The following is a 16,758-nucleotide window of genomic DNA, read 5'->3' as shown; positions in this document are numbered from 1 at the left end:
GGTCGAGTACGTCGGCGGTCCACCGTCGGCCGACGCAGTCACCGACTGGCCGTCGGCTGTGTGACCGGCCTACGTCGGACGCGGCCCGACAAGCGCTGCCGACTGCCCGTCAGCTGTGTGAGCACCAGTTGCGCAAACGTGTCGGCCGATCGTCGAACTGGTGGCTGACCAGCCCTTTCCGTGTCTCCGGGAAGCGTCGTTGGTCACATCGGAGGGTGGTCGGCGGAATTCGGATGTGCAAATAGCGCTATACATAAGGTACAAACCAGTCGAACAGGCGTGCTCGATATTTCGATCCGCGGCACGCAGAAGTTCGTAACCGAGCTCAGACAACGAAGGACCGCCGGTGGCCGATACCAGCACCGCAACCCCCACGAGTGGGCGGGCACTGCGACGACTCGTGATCGTCGAGTCCCCGACCAAGGCACGCAAGATCGCCGGCTACCTGGGGTCCAACTATGTGGTGGAGTCGTCCCGCGGGCACATCCGCGATCTGCCGCGAGGCGCGGCCGACGTGCCGGCCAAGTACAAGGGACAGTCCTGGGCCCGACTCGGCGTCAACGTCGACGACAACTTCGAGCCGCTCTACGTGGTGTCGCCCGACAAGAAATCCACCGTCACCGAGTTGAAGTCGCTGATGAAGGACGTCGACGAGCTCTACCTCGCCACCGACGGTGACCGCGAGGGCGAGGCGATCGCCTGGCATCTCCTCGAGACCCTCAAGCCCAAGATCCCGGTGAAGCGGATGGTCTTCCACGAGATCACCGAGCCCGCCATCCGCGCCGCCGCGGAGAATCCCCGCGACCTCGACATCGACCTCGTCGACGCACAGGAAACCCGACGCATCCTCGACCGCCTCTACGGCTACGAGGTGTCCCCGGTGCTGTGGAAGAAGGTCATGCCGAAGCTGTCGGCAGGCCGCGTGCAGTCGGTGGCCACCCGGATCATCGTCGAACGTGAACGCGAACGCATGGCCTTCGTGTCCGCCGAGTACTGGGATATCGCCGCCACCCTCGACGCCGGTGAGCAGGCGTCGCCGCGCACGTTCGGCGCCCGACTGGTCTCGGTCGACGACGCTCGCGTCGCGGCCGGCCGTGACTTCGAGTCGACCGGCAAGCTGAAGCGTTCCGACGGCGTCGTCGTGCTCGACGCCGACCGTGCCGAGGCGCTTGCCGCGGGACTGCGCGGTGCGGCGATGTCGGTGACGTCGGTGGAGGAGAAGCCCTACACCCGTCGTCCGTATGCGCCGTTCATGACGTCGACGCTGCAGCAGGAGGCCGGCCGCAAGCTGCGGTTCAGCTCCGACCGGACCATGCGCATCGCGCAGCGTCTGTACGAGAACGGCTTCATCACCTACATGCGTACCGACTCGACGACGCTGAGCGAGTCGGCCATCAACGCCGCCCGCGCGCAGGCTCGGGAACTGTACGGCGACAACTACGTTCACCCGACTCCGCGTCAGTACACCCGCAAGGTGAAGAACGCGCAGGAGGCGCACGAGGCGATCCGTCCGGCCGGCGAGAGCTTCCGGACACCGGGTCAGGTCGCGGGTCAGCTGGAGACCGACGAATTCCGGCTCTACGAGCTGATCTGGCAGCGCACGGTCGCATCGCAGATGGCCGACGCCAAGGGCACCACGCTGAGTCTGCGCATCTCCGGCACCGCGGCGAGCGGCGAGCGCTGCACCTTCGCCGCGTCGGGTCGCACCATCACCTTCCCCGGCTTCCTGTCTGCGTATGTGGAGACGGTCGACGATCAGGCGGGCGGTCAGGCCGACGACGCCGAGAACCGGCTACCGCAGCTGCGCGAAGGGCAGGCACTCACCGCCACCGAGCTCTCGGCCGACGGTCACTCCACCAACCCGCCCGCCCGGTTCACCGAGGCGTCGCTGGTCAAGGTGCTCGAGGAGCTCGGCATCGGCCGGCCGTCGACCTACGCGTCGATCATCGGCACCATCCAGGACCGCGGCTACGTCGTGAAAAAGGGCAATGCCCTGGTGCCGTCGTGGATCGCGTTCGCGGTGGTCGGGCTGCTGGAGGCGTACTTCCAGAGCCTCGTCGACTACGACTTCACCGCCTCCCTGGAAGACGACCTCGACGAGATCGCCAGCGGTCGGGAGAACCGCACCCGTTGGCTGACCGAGTTCTACTTCGGTGACGCGGCTCCCAACGCCGAGCACGACGCGGAAATAGCCGGTTCGGAGGTCGCCAAGCATGGTGGCCTGAAGAAGCTGGTCGGCGTGAACCTCGAGGAGATCGACGCCCGCGAGGTCAACTCGATCCGGCTCTTCGACGACGAGCAGGGACGCACGGTCTACGTCCGCGTCGGCCGATTCGGGCCGTACCTGGAGCGAAACGTTGCGGCGCCGGACGCCGAGCCAGACTTGCAGCGCGCCAATCTGCCCGCCGACATCACCCCCGACGAACTGACACTCGCGGTCGCCGAGAAACTGTTCTCGACGCCACAGGAGGGTCGTTCGCTGGGCGTCGACCCGGCGACCGGACACGAGATCGTCGCCAAGGAAGGCCGCTTCGGGCCCTACGTCACCGAGATCCTGCCCTCCGACGACGATGACGACGGCGGCTCACCGGCCACCGTTCCCGCAGGTCCGGCGCCCAACGGCGGTGGTTCGGGTTCCGACGCCGAGGTCGTTCCGCTCGACACCCCGAGCGGCGGCGGCACGGCCACCAAGACCGTGGCCAAGAAGACCGCTAAGAAGGCCGCCAAGAAGGCCGGCCCCAAACCGCGCACGGGGTCGTTGTTCAAGACGATGGACATCGCGTCGGTGACCCTCGAAGACGCGCTGCGGTTGCTGTCGTTGCCGCGTGTGGTCGGCGTCGACCCGGGATCCGGCGACGAGATCACCGCGCAGAACGGTCGCTACGGTCCCTACCTCAAGAAGGGCACCGACTCGCGGTCGCTGACCAGCGAGGAACAGCTCTTCGAGATCACCCTCGACGAGGCGCTGAAGATCTACTCCGAGCCCAAGCGGCGCGGACGCCAGGCCGCGGCCCCACCGCTGCGTGACCTCGAGAAGAACGACGAGGTCTCCGACAAGCCGATGGTCATCAAGGACGGCCGGTTCGGGCCGTACGTCACCGACGGCGAGACCAACGCCAGCCTGCGCAAGGGCGACGACGTCGCGTCGATCACGCCCGAACGCGCCATGGAACTGCTCGCCGACCGTCGAGCTCGCGGCCCGGCGAAGAAGGCGGCCAAGAAGACCACCAAGAAGGCGCCCGCGAAGAAGGCTGCTGCGAAGAAGACGGCAGCCAAGAAGGCCACCGCAAAGAAGACGGCTGCGAAGAAGACGGCAGCCAAGAAGGCCACCGCAAAGAAGACGGCTGCGGAGAAGACGGCTGCGGAGAAGACGGCAGCCAAGAAGGCACCGGCGAAGAAGACCGACGAGAGCTGACCCTCCACCGCGCTCTGACGCTCGACGAGTCAGTCCTGCCGGTATGGCGCCATGAGCGGTCGGGCGAGCAGTGTCTCGATCCCGCGTCCGCGTAGTTCGACGCCCTCACCGATGTCCCAGTGCTCGGCTTCCTCGCGGGAGGCGAGGAACACGGCGCGAGCCGATCCGAGGACGCGGGTCGGCTCGTCCTTGGCGAGTTCGGTGAGTCGGGCGGCCTCGTTGACCGGATCGCCGATGACGGTGTACTCGAGGCGCTGTTCGGCGCCGATGTGGCCGGCGATCGCCTTGCCTGCCGAGACGCCGATGCCGATGTCGGTGTCGCCCAGGGTCTCGTACAGTTCGGCGCGCAGCTCGCGGGCCGACGCCAGGGCACGCCCGGCGAAGTCGTCAAGATCTAGGGGGGCGCCGAAGATGGCCAGGGCCGCGTCGCCCTGGAACTTGTTGACGAACCCGCCGTGGCGTCCGACCACTGCGACCACCACACGGAAGAACTCGTTGAGCAGCTCGACGATCTCCCGCGGCGGCCGGTTGACGGCCAGCCGCGTCGACCCGACGATGTCGACGAACAAGACGCCGACGTAGCGTTCCTCACCGCCGAGTTCGGTGCCGGTCTCGATGGCCTTGCGGGCCACATCCTCGCCAACGTAGCGGCCGAACAGGTTGCGCAGCTGCTGGCGTTCGCGCAGGTCGGCGACCATGTCGTTGAACCCGGCTTGCAGCAGACCGAGGTCGCTGCCGTCGTAGATCTTCACGGCGACGTCGAGGTTGCCGGCACTGACCTCGCTCTGTGCGCGACGCAGCTGTTTTATGGGGTCGTTGATCGCCGACACCACGCGGAAAATCGCCAGCAGGCTGAATGCCAGCGCCGACAGCGCCATCCACAGGATCGGACGTTCCAGACCGGTCGAGTCGGAGTCGATGAACCCGAGCCGGTGCAACACGATGAGGCCGACGATCACCAGCATCGGGGCCACCGCGCTGATCACCCAGAAGACGGTGATGCGCGCGGTCACGCTCGGGGCGGTCGCGCTGTCGGGGTCGTTGGCCATCGCCGCGACGGTGATCGGGCGCAGGACCTTCTCGGCCTGCATGAAGCTCAGCGCGCAGGTGACCATCGCGCCGATGAAGCTGGCGATCGCGACGATGAAGGCGTTCTTGTTGGACACCGTGAGGTTGACCAGCGTGAACAGCACGCCGCCGACGAGCCAGAGGCCGGCGTTCACCGCGGACAACAACATCGGGAGTGCCAATGCACGACGACGGGCCGACTCGTTGTCGAGCCGCGTTCGTCGTCGATGCCACACGAGTACCGGCAGCGAGAGCTGAATACTCAGGAAACCGCCCACCAGCATCGCGATGATCAGGTAGACGGCGAAGATCACCTGGTTCAGCGCGGTGATCTCGTCGAGACTGATGGAATCCTGCAGCGGCATGCCGAACCGCAGGAACGCAAAGGTGAACAGCGCGCCGATGAGGTTGGCCCGCAGCATGTCGAGGGCAAGGATCGGCCAGGGCGTGTGCACCAGCCAACGGGCGAGATGCACGCCCTTTGACCATTGCGACCGCTGACGTACCACGCCAACTACGGTAGCTGGCTGCTTGCAATTGTTAAACAACAATGCACAGGGGTTCGTCGTCGTGGGCCCCCAAAACGCGTGGTGGTGGGCTTCTGCCCGTCTGACCTGTGACAAATGTCCTTGCCGGGCACTTGCGGGCGAAGCTGTCGGCCGTCCTGTCGGGGCAGCCAATTAGGCTGTGCCTGTGACCAATGTCTTCGATCGGTTGACCGGCCAGGACGCCGTCGCCGACGATCTGCGCGCCGCAGCGCGTGCCGCCCGCAGCCTGGCAAACCGGCTCGACGAGGGCGACGCGGGTGCGATGTCGATGTTCGGGGAGCCCGACGAACAGACCGGTGACGCTTTCGACTCTGCCGCCCGGGCATCGATGACCCATGCGTGGCTGTTCACCGGCCCACCGGGCAGTGGGCGGTCGGTGGCCGCGACCTGTTTCGCGGCCGCGCTGCAGTGTCAGCACGAGGACGCGTCGAACATCGGGTGTGGGGAATGCCGCGCGTGCACCACGGTGATGAGTCGCACCCACGCCGACGTCCGGCACGTGGTGCCCGAAGGGTTGAGCCTCGCGGTCAAGGAGATGCGGGAGATCGTGCAGGCGGCAGCTCGGCGCCCGGGTACCGGACGCTGGCAGATCGTCATCGTCGAAGACGCCGACCGGCTCACCGAGCAGGCGGCCAACGCATTGCTCAAGGTCGTCGAGGAACCGCCGTCGCGCACGGTGTTCCTGCTCTGCGCACCGTCCGTGGACCCCGAGGACATCGCGGTGACCCTCCGATCGCGTTGCCGCCATGTGGCACTTGCGACGCCGTCGGCGCACGACATCGAACGCGTATTGGTGGAACGTGACGGCATCGACCCAGACCAGGCGCGCTGGGCGGCGTCGGTCTGCGGTGGCCACATCGGACGTGCACGCCGACTGGCGAGTGATCCCGAGGCCCGCGAACAACGCGAGATGGCACTCGCGCTGGCTCGCGATGCCAACCGCGAGAAGACCGCCTACGCCGCGGCCGAGAATCTGGTGCGCACCGCCGATGCCGCCGCCAAGGCGATCGCCGCCGAGCTCAACGAGCCCGAGATCGAGGAGATGAAGACCGCTCTGGGTGCGGGCGGAACCGGCAAGGGCACCGCCCGTGCCCCTCGTGGGACGGCCGGGGCCATCAAGGAACTGGAGAAGCGGCAGAAATCCCGGGAGACCCGCGTCGGGCGTGACGTCCTCGACCGCGCGCTCGTCGACCTCGCCGCCCTGTTCCGTGACGCACTCGTGGTGGGGGTCGGAGCCAAGGTGACCGCGATGCATCCCGACAAGACCGACGACATCGTGATCCCGATGGCCGCCTACGCCCGGCCCGAACAACTGCTCAACTGTCTGGAGGCGGTCCTCGCCTGCCGCGAGGCGCTCGACATGAACGTCAAACCCAAGTTCGCGGTCGACGCGATGGTCGCGACCATCGGGTTGTCGATGCGCAAGCGCTAGCGTCGCGTTGGGTCTGCGCGCGTCGTCGCCACCTCGAGCAACTCTCGCGCCGGCCCACGCAGTGTGATGCGCGGCGACCACACCGCACGCAGTGGTCGGATCATGGTCAGCCCGTCGACCTCGACGTGCACCAGTCGCCCGGCGGTGATGTCCTCGGCGACCGACAGCCGGGACAGGACGGTCGCGGCCGGCGAGCTGAGTACGGACGCGCGGATCGCGGTGACCGAGCGCAACTCGATCAGAGGATCGGTTGCTTGTAAACCCTTCTGCGCCAATGCCTCTTCGAAGGTGAGCCGCGTACCCGATCCCGGTTCACGTTGAATCAGCGGGGTGGCGGCGAGTTCGTCGGCACCGATCCGGCCGGTTCGGGCCCAGGGGTGGCCGGGTGCGCACACAACCAGCAGCTCGTCCATCGACACCAGTGCGGACTCGAGATCCTTGGTGGGACCGGGGATCTCGATGAAGCCGAGATGTGCGTCGTCGGCGCGCACGGCGTCGAGCACCTCGGTCGAATTCATCGGCCGCACCGACAGTTTGGCGTCGGTGCGGCCGGCCAGTGTCACGATCCAGGACGGAACAAGGTATTCCGCAACGGTTTTCGACGCGGCGACGATCAGCGTTGCCTGCCGGGCCGCAACCAGCGAGTCGACGCCGGCAGTGAACTCGACAGCCCGCTCCACCAGTGCGTTGGCCCACTCCAGGACGACGACGCCGTTCGCGGTCGCCTCCACACCCGCCGGGGAACGCGCGAACAACTCGACGCCGAGCTCATGTTCCACCGATCGGACCCGCGCACTGACCGCCTGCTGGCTCATGCCGAGTTCGCGCGCCGCGGCACCCATGCTGCCGAGCCGGCCGACGGTGACGACCACCTCGAGCGCGGCGAGATCGGGAAGTCGGCGCGCCACCATGGCTGACACCGTATGCGGGCCGGTCCGGGGCCCACAACAACCGGGCCCGGTGCGCGTCGGGTGCGGATCTATAGTGGGGTCATCCACACAGGTACAGGGAGAGTGCGATGTCGGACTTCATCAAGAAGGTCAAGGAAGAGGCGCGGGCCGTCTCGGCGGCGATCGACAACGAGCTGACCGTGTTGGAGGGCGTCGACGGTTACGACCCGTTGGCCCATCGGGACGCAGAGGAATCGGGCGCAGAGGAATCGGGTGCCGAGGAATCGGGTGCTGCGGAGTCCGGCAAGGGCGGCACCGGAGTGGGCCATCCCGGCGACGATGCCGGCAGCGACGACGCGGGCGCCGACGATGACGGCGTGGCCAGGTCCGATGCGACACCGCCCGAGACGGGTTCGGAAGAACTGGGCGAGAGGGCCTGATCCGACCGGCCCGAACGGCCACCGCGTCGGCGGAATGCGCAGACAATGAGGGGTACCGCTCTTCAATGCGCAATTCTTCGACGACGAGGTGAGTGACATGACCGGTACCGATTCGACCTACACCGCGGCAGTGGTGACGGCATTCGGTGAACCCCTGACCATCGACCAACGCCCGCTGCCCCAACCCGGGTACGGTCAGGCGCTGGTGAAGCTGGAGACCTCGGGGGTGTGCCACACCGATCTTCATGCGGCGCACGGTGATTGGCCGGTCAAACCGTCGCCGCCCTTTGTTCCGGGCCACGAGGGATACGGCACCGTGGTGTCCGTCGGGCCCGGTGTCACCGAGATCGCCGTCGGCGACAAGGTCGGCAATGCCTGGCTGTGGTCGGCGTGCGGGCATTGCGAGTATTGCCGGACCGGGTGGGAGACGCTGTGTGAGCGACAGCAGAACGGCGGCTACTCACTCGACGGATCCTTCGGGACCTACATGCTGGTCGACGAACGTTTCGCGGCGCGGATTCCCGACGGCTGCGACCCGGTGGAGGTGGCGCCGATCCTGTGCGCCGGCGTCACCGTCTACAAGGGTCTGAAGGTGTCGGAGACCAAACCCGGACAATGGATCGTGATCTCCGGGATCGGCGGACTCGGGCATGTGGCCGTGCAATACGCGCGGGCGATGGGCATGCGCGTCGCCGCCGTCGACATCGGTGACGACAAACTAGACCTCGCCCGCGAGCTCGGTGCCGAGGTCACCGTCAACGCCGCGTCGACCCCCGACGTCGCAGCCGCGATCCAGGAACAGACCGGTGGCGCGCACGGTGTGCTGGTCACCGCCGTGCATCCGGAGGCGTTCGGACAGGCGATCGGCATGGCACGTCGCGGCGGGACGATCGTCTTCGTCGGACTCCCGCCCGGCGACTTCCCGGCACCCATCTTCGACGTCGTGCTCAAAGGTCTCACCATTCGTGGCTCGATTGTCGGGACCCGCCAGGACATGGTGGAGGCGCTGGATTTCTATGCGCGTGGCCTGGTCAAACCCACCGTCGCCACGACGCGTCTCGAGGACATCAACGACGTGTTCCGGCAGATGGAAGAGGGCAAGATCGAGGGTCGCATCGTCATCGACTACCGCTGAGAGCACTAAGCTCACAGCGTGACCGTTGGCTCCGACTCGGGTGAGCGCCGTGCGCTGGTGTTGAGCCTGATCGCCACGGCGGTCTTGGGCACAGGTGCGGTGCTGTGGGGCATCCTCAGCGGCGCGAGCGTCATCCTGTTCGACGGCATCTACATGCTCGCGGGCATCGTGCTGGTCGGCGTGTCACTGCTGGCCGCCAGAGCAGCAAGCACCGCGCCGACGCCCGAGTTCCCGTTCGGTCGTCACGGCGCGACCCCGCTGGCCGTCGGCCTGCAGGGGGCGGCGCTGCTGGCGACGCTCGTCTACGGCGCCGCCGACGCAGTATCGGTCATCCTTAACGGAGGCTCCGGTGCGGCGGCGGGCAGCGTCGTCGCCTATGGCGTCGTGTCGGCGGTGGCGTCCGGCCTGGTCATCGTCGTGCTGCACCGGCCGGCGCGGGTGTCGCAACTGGCGCGCGCCGAACTGGTGAGCTGGCGGGCCGGGGCGCTGCTGAGTCTGATGGTCGCGGTCGGCGGTCTGGTGGCCGTCGTGCTCGATCGCCGCGGGTCGGCGGCGGCCGCGTCGTATGTCGATCCGATCCTGGTCCTGATCGCGTCGGCGTCGATCGCGCCCATGGCGATTGCGTTGCTGAGACAGGGAATACGTGAGCTGATGGAGGCGGCGCCGGCGGGCGAACTGAACGAGGTCATCGCTGCGGCCGCCACCGATGCGGCCGTCGAGTACGGGCTGTCCAAGCCCATCGTGCGCGCGACGCGATTGGGACGACGCCTCTACGTCGAAGTCGACTTCCTTGTGCGACAGGGCGATTGGCGGGTCGAGGACGAAGATCGAGTGCGGCGCTTCATCGTCGACCGACTGGACTCGACCGACCACGAGGTGTGGGCGAACGTGGAACTGTCCACCGATCCGACGCTGATCGAGGACTGACGGGTCACGGCATGATCACGGTGACCGGCTTCGGCGGCGCGGTCAGCAACCGACCACCGATACCCAACCTGAAGCGCACGGGACCCGACCCGACGCGCAGGGTTGCGCCGATGCTGTTGTCGTAGCTGAACATCCCGCGGTCGGTGAGTCGGCGTACGAGTTTGCCGCTGCGATGGGTGGCGAAGTTGTACCAGGCGATGGTGACGACATTCGAGCACGGCCCGAGAACCTTTGGTGTCCAGGCGAACCAGCCTCCGCTGACCCACGCCGTACCGCGTCCCGGCGAGACGTTGATTCCCCCCATCGCCTTGCCGACGCAGTTGTCGCCGACGGCGAAGGCATTGCCGAGGTCGAAACTCTGATACGGGCGTGCGGGCGCGGCGTCGGCTCGGCTGCCGAATCCGATGGACAATGCCGCGGCGACGGCAATGGAGGCGAGCGTGAGGACAATCCGATGGTTGCGCATGGTCTTCTCCTGGTTGCACGACGACACGAGTTCACTCACAGAGCATGTCTGCGTCGGGCAAGGATTCGTTACCAAAGCTAAAATTGTCGGGCGAATGCGCTCTCCGACTCCGGGTGCCGGCCGACGTAGAAGCGGGCGACGAAGAAGCACAGCGTCGCCAGCACTGCCGATCCGCACATGACCACGCCCATGGGAACGGCGGTGTCGTCGCCCGCCAATCCGCCCAACGGCGAGACGATTCCGGCGACGAGGAACATCACGCCGCCGAGCACCGCGCTGCCCGCACCCGCCGCGTCGCGGCTGTGTTCCATGGCGAGTGCTGCGCTGTTGCCGGCGACGAAGCCGAAACAGAGCACCGTGAAAAACAGCGGGATCACCAGCAGCGCCGGATTCGACGACAGTGCGACGAGGAGTACGACAACCGCTCCGACGATCATCAACGGCAGGGCGATTCCCACGACATGTGCCGGGTGGACGTGTCGTCGGGACAGTCGCGCCGAGACCAGGCCGCCGATCGTGAGACCCAGTGCATTGACGGCGAACCCGAGCCCGTAGATGGTGCTCGAGGTGCCGATGACCTTCTGGTACACGAACGACGAACTCGAGATGTAGGCCATCAGCGTCCCGAGGGCGAAGGCCTGCGTCAGCACGTAGGCGAGGAAGATCGGGTGCCGGAAGCGGCCGAGGAGATCGCCCAGCCCGAGTGTGGCCTTCCGGTTCGCCTCGACCAGGCTCTCCGGGACCGTTGTCACGGCGCCGATGAACTGCAGGACGGTCGCGGCCAGGATCACGCCGAAGACCCATCGCCACGACACCTGCCCGGCGAGCAGCCCGCCGATGACCGGGGCGATCACCGGCGCAAGGCTTTGGATGGTCATCATGAGCGTCATCGACCGGGCGCCCGCGAAGCCGCGCAGCAGGTCGGCGATCACCGCCCGGGCGGTGACCATGCCCGCAGCCGCCGCGAAAGCCTGCACGAAGCGCGCCGCGATGAGCACCTCGATGGTGGGTGCGAACACCACCACGATCCCGGCGAGCACCGCGACACCTGACCCGATGATCAGGGGCCGACGTCTGCCGTAGCGGTCGGACAGCGGCCCCCACACCACCTGGCCGACGCCGACGCCCACCAGGAAGGCCGTCAAGGTGAGCTGCACCATAGTCGTCGAGGTGTGCAGGGACTCCTGCACTTCCGGGAACGATGGCAGGTACAGGTCGGTGGCGATCGGGGCGGTCGCCGAGAGCAGCGCCAGCACGAAGAGAAGCCGAGCGCCGAGGCCCTCGCGGTCGGTGGGCGGCGGTGTGGTCACCGGGCTGACGATATCGCGCGTCAGATCATGCGAATTGTGCGATTACATGGAGCCGCCCAGGGGAATCGAACCCCTGACCTATTCTTGCCGTGCCCATCGATCCGTCGCTATCGCATGCGACGCTCGTGTGGCTTTGTCCATGGGTTTCGGTCCTTGCACCAGCAGCGTTTCATAGCGACGGATCGCGAGGGATCGATGGCAAAGTGATGGATAAGTGTTGGGTCCGGTAACTACAGTTCGTCGGCCTCATAGGCGATCAGGCGGCCGTTCTCGATTCGTAATCGGCCTCCGCGACTGATGACAGCGGCCGACGTCGAAAGCTCCGGATCGGTGATAGTGCCCCCGTCAGTGGCCGAAGCCCAAGCGGCAGCCAGTTCGTCCTTGACCTCATCGATCGGGCGGCCACCGTAGGAGTCAGCCACTTCGTCGAGGCTGGTCTGCAACCGCTGCGCAGTACGTTCCGTCGATGACGCAACCTCTCGGCGGAGCCGTTCTTCCCAGTTGCCGTGCATCCTGAACGACGACATCACGCCCCTCCCGGTGCGAGCAGATCCAGAACTCGTGTGAGATCGGGCGCGACCTGCGCGCGCTGCACGTAGTGGCGCGTGGTCACGTCGGTTCCTGAGTGGCCCAGCTGAGCTGCGGCGTCCGCCAAAGATGCTTCCCGCTCCACCAGCGTGGCTACTGTCTTGCGGAACGTGTGGGGTTTCACCCAGGCAAACTGCTCGCCGCGTGCGTCCCGCAGTTGCCGCCGGACGTTGTGTGGGTCCCGGAGTGTTCCGCGCTCGCTCGGAAAGACAACATCGTGAGGGTTGGGACGAGCGACCACCTTCATTCGCATCAACGTGGCGACGGCGAACCCAGGCAACGACACTGTTCGCCAGCCGGCGTCCGTCTTCGGGTGCGGCTGCCGGACGAGGCCACCGCCGTCGGCGGCACTGCCAGGTAATCGGACGACTGTGCCGCTGATCGTCGCCGTAGGCGTGACGGCCTCGAGGTCGATATCGGACCATCGCAGAGCGAGAAGCTCACCGATTCGCGTGCCGGTCGCGAGCTGAATGTCAACGACGTCCAGCATGCCGCGGGCGCGACGACGGCCACCGCGGTGCGGACTGCGGTCCGCGTCGTGCTCCCACTCCCGAATTCGTTCGCGGTACGCACGGAGTTCGTCGAATGTCAGGGCTCGCACAGCGTCTCGCTTCGATTTGGCAACCGAAACCTCAGCTGCCGGATTAGAACCATCGTAAGCGTCCATCCTGATCGCCAGAGAAAACATGCCCCGCAATGCCATTCGCAACATCCGGGACTTACTGGCTTGCTCGGGCGCTTCGTTCGAAACGAACCAATCGAGGGTGCCAGGCGTGACCTCGCGTAGCTGAAGGTCCCCGAGCCCACCGCAAATGAGCAGAACGTACCGCCGGTACTCGGCGACAGTCTGCGGAGCGACGTCGCTCTTGTCCTCGATTCGAGAGATCCATGTTTCGGCGAGAACCCGCACCGTCGTTGTTGGCAGTAACTCCGACTGGGCTCCAGACGTGCCGCGTGCAGAGGAAACCGCCACCTCGGCCGCTCGCTTGATCACTGCTGTCTCGGCACGCGCACCGGACGTGGCGTCGGCCTGCACGAGTCGAAGCCGGCCATCTCGGCACCGCACACGGCATTTCGCGCGCCACCTGCCCGGCTCGATCTGCACACGGCTGATCTTGCCCATCTCGCCGATCTCGAAGCGTCGTCTCGCCATAAGCGGTACCTACTCTCTCGACACGCACTACGGATAATAGTGAACGACCGCGACAGGTTGCGTTAGGCTGTCTACGCAAGCCGCTGCTGGCCGAGGGCCGGGCGATCCAACCTCGAACTGAGGACGGTCACCCGTGTCCGCTGTATCTGAATCCGCCGCTGCTGCTCCCGCTTCTACCGCCGCATCCACCGACGAGCTGTGGACTCCGAAGATGTGCGCAGAGTTCCTCCATGTGCACATCGCCACTCTCGCGACCTGGCGAAGCCGCAACCGGGGGCCCCATTTCATCCGGCTCGGTCCGGGTTCGGTTCGCTACCGCCCTGAAGATGTCCGAAAGTGGTTGGCCAGCAGAGTGACTGACCCTTCAACTGTTCGCTAACCAGCTCGCAGCAACGTCCATCGGACGCCGCTGGCCGAGGGCCGGGCGCAGTACAGGAAGGGCCACCACAGTGGCTGAGAAAGAACACCGCCCCGGCGTGGGACCGGGGCGGTGCAGTGAGCTGTCGGATGGTGGTTCGCTCGTTGCTCAGTATACGACTGGCACTGACATTGTTGCGGTAACTCGCTTCGCCGCGGAACTTCAGCTCGGCCTCGACTACATCCCGACCGTCGGCTCCGCGCAGTGGTGCGCCCTGGCCGACGACGACCCAGCCAAGCTCGCGTCGATGGTGCGTGCCGGGGCGGCATGGGCTATCGAAACCGCCATGCTCCCAGCACTTCTCGCACAACAGCTCGCCGCCGAAGACGCCCTCGCATGCCAGCGGTTGCGTGAGATGTCACACGACCTGTCGGCGGGACACGACTGGGCGGCCGAAGCCCGCCGGATCCGCGACCGCCGTCAGTTCGCCGAGCAGCATCCGTGGGCGAAGCGAGTCGCCTCATGATGCCTGGCGAAGAGACGCCCGCCGAAACCCGCGCCAGGCTCGCAGCAGCCGTGTACGGCCACAACGGCGTCGACCCCTACGCCGACGTGCCGCCACCCGATGAGCCCGACACGCAGTCAGGCGATGGCAGCGGTGACAACAGGCCCTCGCGAGTCCCGCTGCGCAGTCAGCTCCTGACGGTCAGCGAGCTTGCACGACTCGAGCCACCGACCGCTCTGGTCACCGGATTGCTGTACCGCGGCACGCTTGCTCAACTCTCAGCGTCGGCTGGCTCCTACAAGAGCTTCGCCGCAGTCGCGGTAGCGGTTGCTGTGGCCCTCGGCATGGACCTCGACGACCACAAGGTGCCGACTGCCGCCAACGTCGTCTACTGCGCGGCTGAGGGCGCCTCAAGTCTGCTGCCCCGGATCCTCGCGGTGTGCGAGCTCAACGGCGCAGATCCGAAGACACTCGACGGCCGACTGTTCATCCTGCCGACGCCGATCCAACTCGGCAGCTTCCTCGACGTCAGCGAGGCGCAACAACTGGCACGGGAGGTCAACGCTGGGCTCGTCATTCTCGATACCCGCTCGAAGGTGACGATCGGTCTCGACGAGAACAGCAACACCGAACAGGCTCGAGCGGTCGCTGCCGCGGAACGGATCGTCGACGCAAACGGCTGCACGGTACTGGTGATCCATCACAACGGCCGCAACGGTACGAATCCGCGTGGCGCAACCGCGTGGGACGGCGGTGTCTGGTCAGACCTCCGCATGGACGGATCAGATCTGATGGCGCACATCCACTGCCAGCCGCGGTGATGCGTGCGACCTCGTGTGGGTCTCGGCTGTGGGTTGCTGCGTGGGCGATCGTGTTGAGTGTGCTGGTGTCGCCGTTGGCGAGTGTCATCGCGTAGGCGAGCTGTCCGGCGGCTGCGTAGATGGCTGTGGGGTTGACGATGCCGTCGGGTTGGCCGTCGGCGTCGTAGGTCAGCCACAGGTTGAAGTCGTCAGCGGGGATGCTCATGGTGTGACGATCCGCAGGACGGGTGTGACGATCCGCAGGACGGGGTCTTCGAGGACTTCGACGCGGATGGTGCCGGCGTGGTCGTCGACGAGTACCCGGTAGGTGCCGCGTGGCGGGGTGCCGGGATCGTGTGGCAGGGGCGAGTCGACGACGAGTCGTTCGCCAGCGTCGACCGGGGATAGGGCTGGGAAGATGTAGTCGAAGACGCGGCCGGCCTCGATGTCGACGGTTGCGTGGACCGGTCGCCCGTCGCTGTAGCGGTCGAACATGGCGATGTTGGTGACGAGGTCGTCGTGGGCCAGGTCGAGGCAGTCTTGCTCGGTCTCGTGATTGGTGAGCGCGCCGTCGCAGCCGAGTTGGAACAGGGTCCACTCAAGGGTGGATGTGGCTCTGGCGGAGGCGTGGACGAGCGCGTCGACGGCGGCGTTGGGTGACTTCATCGGGTGTTCTCCTTCTGGGTGGCCTGCTCGAGGATTTCTCGGGCGGGTGGGTTGGTGAGGTATGCGACGGCTCGGCGGAGTGTGGCGAGGGACCATAGGCCGAGGAGCTTTCGGTTGCATTTGTCGCAGAGGAGGCCGCGGACTTGACCGGTCTGGTGGTTGTGGTCGACGGCGAGGCGCCGGCCGCGGGGTTCGGTGAGGCAGATGGCGCAGCGGCCGCCCTGTGCGACCAGCAGACGGTCGTAGTCGCCGTCAGCGAGCTCGTACTGCCTCGTGACGTGTCGGCCGTGCTCGACGGCGCTCATGGCTTTGCGGCGGGCGCGGTGGCAGCGGTAGCACCGCGGGCCGGGGAAGCGGGCTTCGGGTGCGCCGCACTGCTTGCACACCTTGGCTACGGTCATCGGTCGGCCTCCTGCTCGATCCGGTGCCAGGAGCAGGCGTCGCCGCGGTGGGTGACGATGGCGCGGCAAGCTCCGCCGTCGCGTCGTCGGCGGCCGCAGCGCAACGGGGCGGCGCGTACGGCCTCACGAACTCCGGCAGGCAGCATGCCCCAGCCTTCGTGGTGTGGGCGCTGGTTGCCGTGGTCGGTGCCAGGCTTGCCGAGCTGCGCTCGATCCAGAATCCACAGCTGGCGAAAACCGTCGGAGTCGACGGTCTCAGCGAGCTCGAACCCTGTGAGTCCGACGTCGGCCAGTTCGACGCTGCACACGTCGTCGACGAGCTTCTCGTAGAACCGTCTGGCGTCGCGGTGGTCGGGTGGTGGTGCATTCGACGCATTGAGCACTCGTGGGACCGGGTCGCCGGTATCCGCGTCAACGACGATCGGGGTTCCCTCGGCGTCGCTCACGATGGTCGGGCGATAGAGAAGCGGCTGCCGGCGGCGCAGGTAGGCCCAGCACGTGTCGTTCGCTGCGCCGTCGCAGTGGACGAACCGGGCGAGACTGAGCACGTACACGGATTCCGCGCCGCACACTGGGCAGCCTGCCGGGGGATCAGATGGTGTGGTCATCGACTCAACCTCGAAACCGCGAGTTTCTTGAAGTCCGGTAGTCCAAGT

At 66.7% G+C, this 16,758-nt stretch carries 17 protein-coding genes; 8 read left to right on the top strand and 9 right to left on the bottom strand.

The features are described from left to right. The first annotated feature begins 346 nt into the window (after positions 1–346). Positions 347–3,415, top strand: coding sequence for a type I DNA topoisomerase (topA, locus tag ABZW74_RS01565; RefSeq protein ID WP_355273231.1), 3,069 nt, complete (start codon positions 347–349; stop codon positions 3,413–3,415). Positions 3,416–3,444: 29 nt separating this feature from the next. On the opposite strand, the gene ABZW74_RS01560 is transcribed toward topA, so the two are convergent. Further along, positions 3,445–4,905, bottom strand: coding sequence for an adenylate/guanylate cyclase domain-containing protein (locus ABZW74_RS01560; protein WP_355273247.1), 1,461 nt, complete (start codon positions 4,903–4,905; stop codon positions 3,445–3,447). Between the two features lie 271 nt (positions 4,906–5,176). Between ABZW74_RS01560 and ABZW74_RS01555 the strand changes: the two genes are divergently transcribed. Further along, positions 5,177–6,463 carry a DNA polymerase III subunit delta' gene (locus ABZW74_RS01555; RefSeq protein ID WP_355273228.1) on the top strand — a complete coding sequence of 429 codons (1,287 nt, stop codon included), beginning with the start codon at positions 5,177–5,179 and terminating at the stop codon, positions 6,461–6,463. On the opposite strand, the gene ABZW74_RS01550 is transcribed toward ABZW74_RS01555, so the two are convergent. Then, the gene (locus ABZW74_RS01550; protein WP_355273226.1) at positions 6,460–7,374 is read right to left on the bottom strand and encodes a LysR family transcriptional regulator; all 915 of its coding nucleotides are present in this window, start codon (positions 7,372–7,374) and stop codon (positions 6,460–6,462) included. The genes ABZW74_RS01555 and ABZW74_RS01550 overlap by 4 nt on opposite strands. 107 nt (positions 7,375–7,481) lie before the next feature. On the opposite strand from ABZW74_RS01550, the gene ABZW74_RS01545 reads away from it, so the two are divergent. The 3 genes from ABZW74_RS01545 to ABZW74_RS01535 all read left to right on the top strand — a co-directional run bounded on the left by ABZW74_RS01545 (position 7,482) and on the right by ABZW74_RS01535 (position 9,855). Then, complete coding sequence (locus tag ABZW74_RS01545) at positions 7,482–7,793, top strand: hypothetical protein (RefSeq protein ID WP_355273249.1); 312 nt, start codon at positions 7,482–7,484, stop codon at positions 7,791–7,793. A 97-nt stretch (positions 7,794–7,890) separates the two neighbouring features. Continuing rightward, positions 7,891–8,928 (top strand): alcohol dehydrogenase AdhP, encoded by a 1,038-nt coding sequence (gene adhP / locus ABZW74_RS01540; RefSeq protein WP_355273224.1) that lies wholly within the window; start codon positions 7,891–7,893, stop codon positions 8,926–8,928. Positions 8,929–8,946: 18 nt separating this feature from the next. Beyond that, positions 8,947–9,855 carry a cation diffusion facilitator family transporter gene (locus ABZW74_RS01535; protein WP_355273221.1) on the top strand — a complete coding sequence of 303 codons (909 nt, stop codon included), beginning with the start codon at positions 8,947–8,949 and terminating at the stop codon, positions 9,853–9,855. Positions 9,856–9,859: 4 nt separating this feature from the next. Here ABZW74_RS01535 and ABZW74_RS01530 read toward each other — a convergent pair whose 3' ends face one another. From ABZW74_RS01530 to ABZW74_RS01515, 4 genes are all read right to left on the bottom strand, one after another. Then, positions 9,860–10,360, bottom strand: coding sequence for a hypothetical protein (locus ABZW74_RS01530; protein WP_240856165.1), 501 nt, complete (start codon positions 10,358–10,360; stop codon positions 9,860–9,862). 38 nt (positions 10,361–10,398) lie between these two features. Next, a complete protein-coding gene (locus ABZW74_RS01525; protein WP_355273217.1) occupies positions 10,399–11,631 on the bottom strand; it encodes a multidrug effflux MFS transporter in 1,233 nt (410 codons plus the stop codon). Positions 11,632–11,861: 230 nt separating this feature from the next. After that, complete coding sequence (locus ABZW74_RS01520; RefSeq protein WP_355273215.1) at positions 11,862–12,158, bottom strand: hypothetical protein; 297 nt, start codon at positions 12,156–12,158, stop codon at positions 11,862–11,864. Beyond that, positions 12,158–13,372 (bottom strand): site-specific integrase, encoded by a 1,215-nt coding sequence (locus tag ABZW74_RS01515; protein ID WP_355273212.1) that lies wholly within the window; start codon positions 13,370–13,372, stop codon positions 12,158–12,160. Before ABZW74_RS01515 ends, ABZW74_RS01520 begins: the two co-directional genes overlap by 1 nt. Before the next feature lie 211 nt (positions 13,373–13,583). On the opposite strand from ABZW74_RS01515, the gene ABZW74_RS01510 reads away from it, so the two are divergent. The 3 genes from ABZW74_RS01510 (at position 13,584) to ABZW74_RS01500 (ending at position 15,056) form a co-directional block, all read left to right on the top strand. Next, positions 13,584–13,751, top strand: a complete 168-nt coding sequence (locus tag ABZW74_RS01510; protein ID WP_355273244.1) for a helix-turn-helix domain-containing protein — start codon at positions 13,584–13,586, stop codon at positions 13,749–13,751. A gap of 70 nt (positions 13,752–13,821) precedes the next feature. Continuing rightward, positions 13,822–14,256, top strand: coding sequence for a DUF2742 domain-containing protein (locus ABZW74_RS01505; RefSeq protein ID WP_355273210.1), 435 nt, complete (start codon positions 13,822–13,824; stop codon positions 14,254–14,256). Beyond that, positions 14,253–15,056, top strand: a complete 804-nt coding sequence (locus ABZW74_RS01500; protein WP_355273208.1) for an AAA family ATPase — start codon at positions 14,253–14,255, stop codon at positions 15,054–15,056. Before ABZW74_RS01505 ends, ABZW74_RS01500 begins: the two co-directional genes overlap by 4 nt. Positions 15,057–15,257: 201 nt before the next feature. On the opposite strand, the gene ABZW74_RS01495 is transcribed toward ABZW74_RS01500, so the two are convergent. Genes ABZW74_RS01495 through ABZW74_RS01485 form a run of 3 tightly spaced genes read right to left on the bottom strand, consistent with a single transcriptional unit; the run spans position 15,258 to position 16,710 of the window. Continuing rightward, a complete protein-coding gene (locus tag ABZW74_RS01495; RefSeq protein ID WP_355273205.1) occupies positions 15,258–15,701 on the bottom strand; it encodes a hypothetical protein in 444 nt (147 codons plus the stop codon). Continuing rightward, the gene (locus tag ABZW74_RS01490; protein WP_355273202.1) at positions 15,698–16,102 is read right to left on the bottom strand and encodes an endonuclease domain-containing protein; all 405 of its coding nucleotides are present in this window, start codon (positions 16,100–16,102) and stop codon (positions 15,698–15,700) included. Before ABZW74_RS01490 ends, ABZW74_RS01495 begins: the two co-directional genes overlap by 4 nt. Beyond that, positions 16,099–16,710, bottom strand: coding sequence for a hypothetical protein (locus ABZW74_RS01485; RefSeq protein WP_355273199.1), 612 nt, complete (start codon positions 16,708–16,710; stop codon positions 16,099–16,101). Before ABZW74_RS01485 ends, ABZW74_RS01490 begins: the two co-directional genes overlap by 4 nt. Positions 16,711–16,758 lie beyond the last annotated feature (48 nt).

This window comes from Gordonia sp. NPDC003585 (genome assembly GCF_040610755.1).
In the GTDB taxonomy this organism is placed as follows: Bacteria; Actinomycetota; Actinomycetes; order Mycobacteriales; family Mycobacteriaceae; genus Gordonia.
The sequence above is the reverse complement of the archived record's forward strand: the minus strand, read 5'-3'. Positions and strand labels throughout refer to the sequence as shown.

What these genes read in the sequence shown, in the direction of transcription:
- ABZW74_RS01500 (WP_355273208.1), top strand. Translation starts at nt 14,253, where the DNA reads ATGATGCCTGGCGAAGAGACGCCCGCCGAAACCCGCGCCAGGCTCGCA.
- ABZW74_RS01560 (WP_355273247.1), bottom strand. Translation starts at nt 4,905, where the DNA reads ATGCTGCGGGCCAACCTCATCGGCGCGCTGTTCACCTTTGCGTTCCTG.
- ABZW74_RS01520 (WP_355273215.1), bottom strand. Translation starts at nt 12,158, where the DNA reads ATGTCGTCGTTCAGGATGCACGGCAACTGGGAAGAACGGCTCCGCCGA.
- ABZW74_RS01510 (WP_355273244.1), top strand. Translation starts at nt 13,584, where the DNA reads ATGTGCGCAGAGTTCCTCCATGTGCACATCGCCACTCTCGCGACCTGG.
- ABZW74_RS01550 (WP_355273226.1), bottom strand. Translation starts at nt 7,374, where the DNA reads ATGGTGGCGCGCCGACTTCCCGATCTCGCCGCGCTCGAGGTGGTCGTC.
- ABZW74_RS01545 (WP_355273249.1), top strand. Translation starts at nt 7,482, where the DNA reads ATGTCGGACTTCATCAAGAAGGTCAAGGAAGAGGCGCGGGCCGTCTCG.
- ABZW74_RS01515 (WP_355273212.1), bottom strand. Translation starts at nt 13,372, where the DNA reads ATGGCGAGACGACGCTTCGAGATCGGCGAGATGGGCAAGATCAGCCGT.
- ABZW74_RS01485 (WP_355273199.1), bottom strand. Translation starts at nt 16,710, where the DNA reads ATGACCACACCATCTGATCCCCCGGCAGGCTGCCCAGTGTGCGGCGCG.
- adhP (WP_355273224.1), top strand. Translation starts at nt 7,891, where the DNA reads ATGACCGGTACCGATTCGACCTACACCGCGGCAGTGGTGACGGCATTC.
- ABZW74_RS01495 (WP_355273205.1), bottom strand. Translation starts at nt 15,701, where the DNA reads ATGAAGTCACCCAACGCCGCCGTCGACGCGCTCGTCCACGCCTCCGCC.
- ABZW74_RS01490 (WP_355273202.1), bottom strand. Translation starts at nt 16,102, where the DNA reads ATGACCGTAGCCAAGGTGTGCAAGCAGTGCGGCGCACCCGAAGCCCGC.